The organism is Ruegeria sp. CG11 (genome assembly GCF_056537245.1).
The window spans coordinates 357,642-367,802 of sequence record NZ_JBQFRE010000002.1 but is presented as its reverse complement, the minus strand read 5'-3'; the positions used below and the strand labels follow the sequence as shown (position 1 = coordinate 367,802).

At 60.0% G+C, this 10,161-nt stretch carries 6 protein-coding genes; 1 reads left to right on the top strand and 5 read right to left on the bottom strand.

Features of this window, described 5'->3' with window-relative positions; all coding sequences use genetic code 11:
* Window positions 1-255: 255 nt before the first annotated feature.
* The gene (locus tag ACR0KW_RS07885) at window positions 256-2,625 is read left to right on the top strand and encodes a mechanosensitive ion channel domain-containing protein (RefSeq protein ID WP_480804493.1); all 2,370 of its coding nucleotides are present in this window, start codon (window positions 256-258) and stop codon (window positions 2,623-2,625) included.
* 88 nt (window positions 2,626-2,713) lie between these two features.
* Here the strand turns inward: ACR0KW_RS07885 and ACR0KW_RS07880 are convergent, their stop codons facing one another.
* From ACR0KW_RS07880 to ACR0KW_RS07860, 5 genes are read right to left on the bottom strand one after another with little or no spacing between them, the layout of a single operon-like run.
* Window positions 2,714-4,069, bottom strand: a complete 1,356-nt coding sequence (locus ACR0KW_RS07880) for a CoA transferase (protein WP_480804492.1) — start codon at window positions 4,067-4,069, stop codon at window positions 2,714-2,716.
* Window positions 4,066-5,220, bottom strand: coding sequence for an ABC transporter permease (locus ACR0KW_RS07875; RefSeq protein ID WP_170327009.1), 1,155 nt, complete (start codon window positions 5,218-5,220; stop codon window positions 4,066-4,068). The genes ACR0KW_RS07880 and ACR0KW_RS07875 overlap by 4 nt, the downstream gene beginning before the upstream one ends.
* Window positions 5,217-6,245, bottom strand: coding sequence for an ABC transporter permease (locus ACR0KW_RS07870; RefSeq protein WP_480804491.1), 1,029 nt, complete (start codon window positions 6,243-6,245; stop codon window positions 5,217-5,219). The genes ACR0KW_RS07875 and ACR0KW_RS07870 overlap by 4 nt, the downstream gene beginning before the upstream one ends.
* A gap of 14 nt (window positions 6,246-6,259) precedes the next feature.
* Window positions 6,260-8,170, bottom strand: a complete 1,911-nt coding sequence (locus tag ACR0KW_RS07865; RefSeq protein ID WP_480804490.1) for an ABC transporter substrate-binding protein — start codon at window positions 8,168-8,170, stop codon at window positions 6,260-6,262.
* The gene (locus ACR0KW_RS07860; protein WP_480804489.1) at window positions 8,163-9,935 is read right to left on the bottom strand and encodes an ABC transporter ATP-binding protein; all 1,773 of its coding nucleotides are present in this window, start codon (window positions 9,933-9,935) and stop codon (window positions 8,163-8,165) included. Before ACR0KW_RS07860 ends, ACR0KW_RS07865 begins: the two co-directional genes overlap by 8 nt.
* Window positions 9,936-10,161 lie beyond the last annotated feature (226 nt).

Sequence of the window (10,161 nt, the reverse complement as noted above, 5' to 3'; positions counted from 1 at the left end):
TCGACAAGCATTGCGAAATGGCAACATCCGGCGCTTCCGGATTTGCAGATGTTTCCACCCCTTGATGCCACCATTCCACCCAATATGCCGGATTGGTCATATTCAGTTTTTTCGAGGTTGCAAACACCCAAGTCGCCATCATTGCACCGGGAACACGAATTGACACGATCTTGGGAGGTGTAAGGCTGAATATTTGAATACACTCAAGCGCTTCGATAACCTGTGGTGCATCACGCGGATTGGACGAATAACTCGATGAAACTTAAACTAATTGCTGGGATGGCCCTGTTGATCTGGGCATTTACAGCGGCCTTTGTCACCGGAGCGGCGGCGCAGACGTCTTTGATCCCGGGATACAGTTCGGGTTCCAGCTCCGAAGCGGACACAAGCGCCGAAGGTGATCTGGCCGCAGCCATACGCGCCGCGACCGAGGCCGGCGCCAGCGTGATTGTCATCGATAGTGCAGGGCAGATCGTGTCCTCGGGCAGTGCCAATACTTCAGCCGATGAACCCCATGATCCGATGGGCGAAGGCTCTCAGCTGATGAAGGCGCAGGAGAGGTTCTCGAAATTCCGCGAGTCCATGGAATCGCGCCTGCAGGCCTTGCCCTATTCGATCTTCGAAGTGCAGTACATTCTACGCCAGACCAGCCCCGATGGCCGCATTCAGACCTATGTCGAGGTCCTGCTGCTGAATGTTCTGCTTTTGCTGCTGGGACGTTGGCTGTCCACCGAGATCTACGGCAAGCGCATGGCCAAAAAGCTGGTTGTGGCGCGGTCCAAGGAAAACCCGCAGGGCTACCGGGAAAAGATGCCGTTTTTGGTGTTCCGGTTCTTCATGGGGATTGGCGCCACGGTCTTTGCTATGCTCATGGCTCTGATCGTAGGGTACCTATTCTTTGGCGAGGCCGAGGACATCTCGATCCAGTTCACGGTCACAGCAATATTCACAGCCTTTTTCCTGTCGCGCACGGTGTCCGATCTGTGGCGCATGGTCCTGTCGCCCTACTTGAGCCAGTACCGCCTGCCGCCCTTTTCCGACCGGGACGCAAAACGGCTGTATTTCTGGGCCTCGGCGCTGGCAACTTATGACATTTCGGTGGTGCTGTTCTCAACCTGGGTTGCTGACTTCGGGCTGAACTACAATGTCTATGCCATGGTTTATGGCGGGCTGACCATGTTTGGTGCGCTGGGCAACGTGTTGATGATCCTGTTCAACGCGCGGGCTATTTCCAATGCCATCCGCGGCGGGCGCGCTGCGGACGCGGTGTCGTGGATTGTGCGATTCATTTCCTTTGCATGGGCACCCGTTCTGATCGTCTATATCGTGTTCAGCTGGTTCAAGCTGGCGGTCGATCTGGTGCTGGAGAACGAGAACTCGCTGCCGATCGTGGCCAGCAGCTATGCGATCTTCATGTCGGTGGTCGTGGCCTATGGGGCGATGAATTACCTGCTTGAGCGTTACTTCGACCGCAACCGCCAGATGGAGGAAATGAACGCCGAGGACGGTACCTCGGAAGAGGCCAACGAGCCGGTGGAAACCGTCGAGGCCGAGGTGCGTAAGCACAGCATGCTGACTTATGAAGATCTGGCCCGGCGCGTGGCGGGCATTCTGGCCTTTGTGGTTGGCCTCTATGCCTTGGTCGTGATCTGGAATCCCGAAGCCAGCTGGAGTGAGGATTTGCCGGTTGGCCGGGCTTTGGACGTGATGGTCATCCTGTTCATCGGCTATATTCTGTTCCACTTTTTCCGCATCTGGATCGACACGAAAATCGCCGAGGAGGTCGACGATGGCGGCGAAGAGGCGGAATTGGGTGATGAAGGCGGGGAAGGCGGGCAGAGCCGTCTGGCCACGCTGCTGCCGCTGTTCCGGGGGGCGATCCTGGCCGTGGTCGTTGTTACCATCGTTCTGATCGTGCTGATGGAGCTGGGCATCAATGTCAGCCCACTGTTCGCGGGTGCGGGCGTGGTCGGCCTGGCCGTGGGCTTTGGCTCGCAAACTCTGGTCCGCGATATCTTTTCGGGGGCGTTCTTCCTTTTGGATGATGCGTTCCGAAAAGGGGAATATATCGACATTGGCGATGTGAAGGGGACGGTCGAGAAGATCTCGGTCCGGTCGTTCCAGTTGCGGCACCATCTGGGCGCACTCAATACGATCCCGTTTGGTGAGATCAAGGTGCTGACCAACTACTCCCGCGACTGGGTGATCATGAAGCTGCCGCTGCGCGTGACCTATGACACGGATGTCGAGAAGGTGCGGAAGCTGATCAAGAAGCTGGGGCAGGAGTTGCTGAGCGATCCGGTGATCGGTGAGAATTTCATTCAGCCGCTTAAGTCGCAGGGTGTGATCGAGATGCAGGATTCGGCGATGATCATCCGGGTCAAGTTCATGACCAAGCCAGGCGATCAGTGGCTGGTGCGCAAGAAAGTCTATCAGGAAATCCGCGAACTGTTCGCGCGCGAAGGCATCAAGTTCGCGCACCGCGAAGTCACCGTGCGTCTGGCCGAGGGGAAGGACCCTGAAGACTTGTCTCCGAAACAGCGTGAAGCGGTAACCGGTGCGGTACAGGCCGCGATTGATGAGGACTATCTGGACGATATCGGACCCGGAGGGGATGACCGCTAGGGGCGGCTCCCGCCCCTTTGGAATGCGTCTCTGACGTGACGACGTCCAAAGCGTTGGGCCAAGCCGCGCGTTCCGCGCGGCGGTTGTGTCAGGCGGACAGCGACTGCCAGATCGGTTGAGATGTACCCAGCTTCGCGGCGGGCAGGGGCCAGGACATCTGCGCGGCCCCAACGGTCAACGCGGGTTTCAGGCGATGGCCCGTTCCCCAGCCGGACTCTTCGGGCTGTTGCAAATAGTCAGAGGCTGAAGCGCCGGTAATGTCACCTTGGGTTTCCGATTTTGCCAGTGCGGCCAGCAGTTCTGCCGTGCGGGCCAGCGACAGTTGGGCCAGCATGATGGAGTTGCCGGAGGCCGCCTCGGCCAGTGCGGACAAGACGGCCGCGGCCATCAGGTAGCCCGTCGCATGATCCAGCGCCTGAACCGGCAGGGGGGTTGGCTTGTCGGCCTTGGCCCATGAGCGGCCCGCGTCCGCGATCCCGGCGCTCATCTGTACGAGGCTGTCAAAGCCGCGCCGCGTGGACCACGGACCCTGCCAGCCATAGGCGTTCAGTGTGACCTCGACCCGGTTCGGGGCCAATTCATCGCGTTTGATCTTGGTCAGGCCAAGCGCATCCAGCGCGCCGGGCCGATAGCCGTGGACGAAGACATCCGCCTGCGCCAACAGGTCCTGCAATTTTGTCAGGCCGTCGGGTGATTTCAGGTCCAGATAGGCGCAGTTTTTGCCCAAAGAGATATCGGGGATGACACCGGGTTCGTCCCATCCGGGTGGGTCGATCCGCAGAACTTCTGCCCCGAAACCCGCCAACGTTCGGGTCGAGACCGGGCCAGCCAGTACACGTGTTAGGTCCAGAACGCGCAGGCCCGCCAATGGACGGCTTGCGGTGGCCTGTGGGCGGTCGCGCAGCGTGATGTGTCTTGGGTTCTGCCAGCCGATCAGCGGGTCGCGGGACACAGAACGCCCCTGCGGATGTTCTAGCCATTCGGCGCGGCTGCGCATGGCAGCGGCAACGCCGCCCTCGGCCACAATCGCGGTTTCCAGATCGGCGATTGACCACTCTTTCAGGGCTTGCGCTAGGGCGTCCCGATTGCCCGGAACCCCAAGAACCTTTAGCGCTGCCGCCTTGTGGCGCGGCAGATTGGTGTGCAGCCTGATCCAGCCGTCTAAGGCTTGATAATCCCCCGCCACGGCATCCCAGAGGCTGGGCATTTCCCACCCGTCCGGCTTGAATGAAAACCCGTACCAGAGCGAGGCTAGCCGGTGGTCGACCGAAATCTCGGGCGAGGTGGGTGCAAGGTTCAGAGCAGCCACGATACGTGCCAGTTCCTGACCAACGGCGGCAAAGCTGGCCGTGGCCAGTTCCGATACCGCAAACGCGCTGGGCCGCGCACCTTTGCCTGTCGTCTTATAGCTGTCAGCGGCGGGGAGGGCAGAGAACAGGCTCATTGCTGATAGGGGTCCAGACTGTCGCGCAGACCATCACCGAGGAAGTTGAAGGCCAGTACAACAACGATGATTGGCAGCATCGGGATCGCCGTCCACGGGTAGATCTCGATCGAAGCGAGGTTCTGCGCGTCGTTCAGCATCACACCCCAGCTGACCGCCGGGGCCCGCAGGCCCAGACCTAGGAAGCTGAGCGCGGTTTCCCCAAGGATCATCGCAGGGATCGACAAGGTGGCCGACGCAATCAGGTGAGACATGAAGTTCGGCAGCAGGTGCTTGCGGATCACCCGGCCCGAGCTTGCGCCCATCATCTCGGCCGCGCGGACGTATTCCTCTTCGCGCAGCGACAGGAATTTGGCGCGCACGGAGCGGGCGAGGCCGGGCCAGTCGAGGATGCCAAGGATGATCGAGATGATGAAGAACACCGCGACTGGGCTCCAGTTCGACGGTACCGCAGCGGAAAGGGCCAGCCACAAGGGCAGTTCCGGCAGTGAACGCAGAACTTCGATCACGCGGTTGATGACCCAGTCGATCTTGCCGCCGAAGTACCCGGCCATCGAGCCGAAGAAGATGCCCAGAACAAAGGACACGGTGATGCCGATCAGGCCCACGGTCAGCGACAGTTGTGCGCCGTAGAGGATGCGGCTGAATACGTCCCGGCCCAGACGATCCGAGCCCCACAGGAACAGCGTCGCCCCTTCGGGCGCGCAGAACAGGTGGGTGTCCGATCTGATCAGACCGGCGAGTTTGTATTCAGCCCCTTCACAGAAGAACCTGATCGGACGGGGGTCCTCTAGGTCGGGCACGAATTTCCACTGGAAGGTTTCTAGATCGGCCTCGGCCACAATTGGATAGACGTGGGGGCCGATGAAATCGCCCTCGTGGAACCAGCTGATGCTTTGCGGCGGGGCATAGAGGTGCTCTCCGTTCCGTTCATTCGGCCCATAAGGCGCGATGAACCCCGCAAAGGGCAGCATCAGGTAGCACAGCAGCAGGAAGATGCCCGAGATCAGGCCCAGCTTGTGGGTCTTGAATTTGCGCCAGACCAGCACCCAGTTGGGCGCGTCCAGATCGGCGCGCTCAAGCTGTTGCAGGGACGCTTCGGGATCAAAGGGGGCGTCGTCGACATAGCGACCGTCAGGGCGTTGGGTCATGCTTCACGCCCCTCGTACCGGATGCGCGGGTCAAGCATGACCAGCAGAATGTCAGAGATCATGGTGCCGATCAGGGTCAGCAGGGCGACGAACATCAGGATGAAGGCGGACAGGAACTGATCCTGCGTTTTCAGCGCCGTCAGCAGGGTGGGGCCGATGGTTTGCAGCCCCAGAACCACCGAGACCAGAACCGAACCCGACACCATCGAGGGCAGCAGGTTGCCGATATCGGCCACGAACGGGTTGAAGGCCACGCGCAGTGGGTATTTCGTCAGCATCCGCGACGGGGCCATGCCCTTGGCGATAGCGGTTTCCACATAAGGTTTTCCCAGCTCATCCAGCATATTGGCGCGCAGACGTTGCATCATCGCCGAGGCGCCCGACGTGCCGATCACAAAGGTCGGAACGATCAGGTGGACAAGGATGGATTTGAACTTGTCCCAACTCATCGGCAGGCCTTCGTAAACCGGGTCCATCAGGCCGCCGATGGGCAGGTTGAAATAGCGGTGGCCGTAATAGAACAGGATCAGCGCCAACAGAAAGTTTGGCGTGGCCAGCCCAAGATACCCCACAAAGGCCGAGGTATAGTCGATCCATGTCCGCGACCGTGCCGCCGCGATAACGCCCAGCGGCAGCGCAACGGCGTAGACAAACAGGATGGCGGCCAGATTGACCACCACGGTCAGCCAGAGCGTATCGCCTACGATCTCGGCCACGGGGCGGTCGAATTCGAACGACCAGCCATAATTGCCTTGCAGCAGACCTTCGAACCCGTGGGGGCCGGGCCAAAAACCCATCCAGATCAGGTATTGCTCCCAGACCGGGCGGTCCAGCGCGTATTCGGTGCGTAGGAACTCGGCCTTGGCCACACCGGCCGACTGACCCGAGGCCTGCAATTCCGCAATCTGATTGCTGAGGTAGTCGCCCGGCGGCAGGTTGATGATCACGAAGATCAGAACCGACACCACCAGCAGCGTCAGCAGCATCGTGAAAAAGCGATAGACTGCATAGCGCAGCATAACCATTTAGCTGCTCCTGCTCAGTCGGCGAAGAAGAATTCGTCCGGCCGGTGAATGCCGAAATGCGCGCCCGGTTCCCACGCCCACATGGCCTGTTCCGGCACATTCCGCAGACGGTTCGAGACTACGACGGGCTGCGGCGCACCATTCAGGATGCCGATCGCGAAAAGTTGGTCGGCATGGATGTCCAGCATCTCGGTCCAGACGGCCTTACGCTCATCATCGGTGGTGGCAACCTCCCAGTCACGGGCAAGTTGCATCAGCCGTTCGGCCTCGGGCATGTCGGGCGCTTCGCCCACGTCGCCGCTGGTCTGGTAATACTGACCCCATTTCGGCCAGGCCAGAAACACCTGATCCGTCGGTGCCAGATAGGCGGGTGAGGTATGGGTCTGCGGGATACCATCATCCCAGCCGAACCAGACCGAGGCCATGGTGTTGCCGGCAAACACACGGTTGCGCAGAATGTCCCGGTCCAGCGGGCGCATCACCAGATTCACGCCGATCTCGCGCCATGTGTCGGTGACAATCTGCAGTGCGTTCTCGACCTCTTGCCGCTCACCAGCGGTTTCGACGATCAGTTCCATCGGGCGGCCATCCGGCAGCAGGCGGATGCCGTTCCTGTTGCGCTCGGTCAGACCGGCCTCATCTAGCAGGGCGTTGGCCTGTTCGATATCGAATTGAGCCCAAGCCTGTGCGTTTTCCTCGCTATAGAACGGGGACGCGGGCAAAACCGACATCGCGCCGGGTTGCGCCAGTTTGAAATAGAGCGCCTGGTTGATCGTATCGCGGTCAATGGCCAACGATAGGGCGCGGCGCACGCGGACATCGCGCAGAACCTCGCGCCAGCCTTCATCTGCAAAGTTCAGGTTCGGATAGATCGCAATCTGCGAGGCAACACCAGTCTTCCACAGCCGTGTTTTGTAGTTCCCGACCTCTTCGCCCTTTTTCAGGATCGAGGCATCGCGAAATGCCAGCCCGCGCCCCTGCAGGTCGGTTTCACCAGCATTGGCCTTGGCTGCGACCAGACCGGGGGCAACGATCTCCATCTCGACCACGTCGATATAGGGCAGCTGCACGCCGTTGCTGTCGATGCGGTGGTAATAGGGGTTGCGAACGAAATTGTGCCGGATTTTCTTGCCCGAACTGGCGTTCAACCAGGGTTGCAGCGTCGGCAGTTCGTGGTTGTCATATTTGTAGAGGTTGTCCAGCTTGTTATGCAGTGCCGCCCAGCTCTTGACGCGCGCATCGCTGACCAGAAAAGCAAGCTCTTCAGTGTTGGCGTATTGCTCGTGGTATTTCTTCAGAAACGCGGCGGGCCGGTAAATGAAGGGTGGACGCGCCTGCGCCAGCGATTGCAGGAAGTCGGGGTTCGGGTCTTCCCATTCATAAACAACGGTGGTTTCGTCGGGGAAGGATACGGTGGGTAGCTTGCCCTCGACGATCAGAAAGTCCGGCGGGCCCGAGGGGCTGAGAAGTTCGTTGTTCGCCACGTCCTCCCACCAATAGCGGAAATCCTCGGAGGTGAAGGGTGATCCGTCCGACCATTTATGCCCTTCACGCAGATGCAGCGTGAATTTGCGGTTGCCGTCGCTTTCGAACGATTCCAGCAGGTCCGGTACTAGTTCGTAATTCTCGTTGAACCCCACCAGTCGGGCATAACCATAGACAACCATTTGGCGGATGTCCTTGGACCGGGTGACCATGGTGCGCAGCGTGCCGCCGGGTGTCCCGAACTCGCGCCCTTTGGCGGCCAGATCAACCACCAGAGGTTCATCGGGAAGGCGGTCCTGAACGGGGGGCATATGCCCGGCCTTTACTTCGGTGGCCCAGAATTCCCCTTCCAGTGGGGTGGGGGTGTCTGCCGTGGCAGGCAGCATCCATGCGGCGGCCAACGTGGCGGCCAGAAACAGGGGGCGAGTGGTCTTAAACATGGCATCTTACCTTATGGCCGGGCTCCATCTCTACCAGTGAAGGTATCACGGAGTCGGTAAATCGGAAGGCGTCATCCCAACTGTCTGGTGAACCTGCGCCCAAAGCAACCAATTTCAGGTCGATGGGTCGGTTGATGTCAGGTTCTGGCTGAGCGGCAATCAGCGCCTTGGTGTAGGGGTGGCGGGGATTGTAGAAAAGGGTTTCGGGCGGGGCCTGTTCGACCACTAGCCCCCGGCGCATCACGGCGACCTCGTCGGCGATGCGGGCCACGACGGCAAGGTCGTGCGAGATGAAGAAATAGGACAGGTTCAGGCTGTCCTGCAGGTTTTCCAGCAGCGTCAGAATCTGTTCCTGAACCGAGACATCCAGCGCAGAGGTCGGTTCGTCACAGACGATCAGTTGCGGGTCCAGCATCATGGCGCGTGCGATCGACAGGCGCTGACGTTGTCCGCCGGAAAAGGCGTGAGGATAGCGTTTCAGCATGTCGGCGTTCAAACCGACCCGTTGCAGCATCTCGGCCGCTTTGTCCCGCTGCTCGGACGTTGTGCCGATATTGTGAATCTCCAGCGGCTCGGTCATCGCATCCTGAATACGCATCCGGGGGCTGAGTGAGCTATAGGGATCCTGAAACACCATCTGCGCCTTGCGTTGAAAGGCGGTGCGCTGGGCGCGGGTCATGTGGTGGACAGTGATCGGGTCTGCGTCTGGTGAGGTCCGAAACAGCACTTCACCACCGGGATCCGGCGGTTCGGCACCCAAAGCGATGCGGGCTGCCGTGGTCTTGCCCGAACCGCTTTCACCTACGACGGCCAATGTCTTGCCGCGCGCAAGATTCAGGTCGACGCCTTGGCAGGCATAGATCAGCTTGTCACCCTGCCAACCCTTGCTGGAGCGCATGGTATAGGTTTTTGACACGCCTTTCATCTGCAGGATCAGGTCCTCGCCGGGCATGGGGATGCCGACGGACTCCTCGTCCGGAATCTCGGGTGCGGCGTTGAAAAGCTGCTGCGTATAGGGATGCGCGGGCGCGGTCAGAATCGGGGCTGCGGCACCGGCCTCCATCACGCGGCCCTTGTGCATGACAACGACTTGTTCGGCCATATTGGCAACCACGCCCAGATCGTGCGTGACAAGGATCAGCGCCATCCCGGTTTCGCGCTGTAGCTCTTTGATCAGGCCCAAAACTTGCGCTTGTGTCGTTACGTCAAGCGCGGTGGTCGGCTCATCCGCAATCAGAAGTTCGGGCTTGGCCACCATGGCCATCGCAATCATGGCGCGCTGACGCATCCCGCCGGACAATTCAAACGGGTAGGAATCATAGGCTCGCTGGGGTTCGGGAAAGCCCACACGTTCGAACTGGGTCAGAACCTCTTTGCGGGCCTGCGCCTCGGACGCGCCGCGATGCAGCCACAGAACTTCGCTGACCTGATTGCCGATCTTGTGCAGGGGCGACAGGGATCGCATCGGTTCCTGAAAGATCATCGATATCCGGTTGCCGCGAATCCTGCGCATCTGCTTTTCGCTGATCCGGGTCAGATCCTCGGTGCCTTTGGAATCGTTCAGGATAATCGTGCCGCTGCGAATCTGGGCCGTGCGCGGCAAAATCCGCAACGCCGCCCGGCACGAGATCGTCTTGCCCGATCCGGACTCTCCCACCAAAGCCAGCGTCTGACCGGCTTCGACATCAAAATTGACGCCTTTGACAACGGGCTCACCCGCGCCAAATCCGATGCTCAGATCGCGGACGGACAACAACGCGGTCATGCGGGTGTTCCACCCGTTGGGCCGTAGGTCGGCATTCGCTTGATCAACTCCCCGTGTTTTTTGTCGCAGTTTCGCGCGGTTGGTGCTGGCTAGTCAAACCCGTTCTTGGGGTGAAATGTCGCTAAATTGTGAAACCGGCACCAATTTACCTACACAAAGTCTTGAGGATTTGTCATCACATGCCCTGTCGGCACCTTCTGACAAGTCGACTGATATCAAGGAGAGA

Coding starts and splice junctions, on each gene's coding strand:
- ACR0KW_RS07885 (WP_480804493.1), top strand. CDS start 256: ATGAAACTTAAACTAATTGCTGGGATGGCCCTGTTGATCTGGGCATTT.
- ACR0KW_RS07880 (WP_480804492.1), bottom strand. CDS start 4,069: ATGAGCCTGTTCTCTGCCCTCCCCGCCGCTGACAGCTATAAGACGACA.
- ACR0KW_RS07875 (WP_170327009.1), bottom strand. CDS start 5,220: ATGACCCAACGCCCTGACGGTCGCTATGTCGACGACGCCCCCTTTGAT.
- ACR0KW_RS07870 (WP_480804491.1), bottom strand. CDS start 6,245: ATGGTTATGCTGCGCTATGCAGTCTATCGCTTTTTCACGATGCTGCTG.
- ACR0KW_RS07865 (WP_480804490.1), bottom strand. CDS start 8,170: ATGTTTAAGACCACTCGCCCCCTGTTTCTGGCCGCCACGTTGGCCGCC.
- ACR0KW_RS07860 (WP_480804489.1), bottom strand. CDS start 9,935: ATGACCGCGTTGTTGTCCGTCCGCGATCTGAGCATCGGATTTGGCGCG.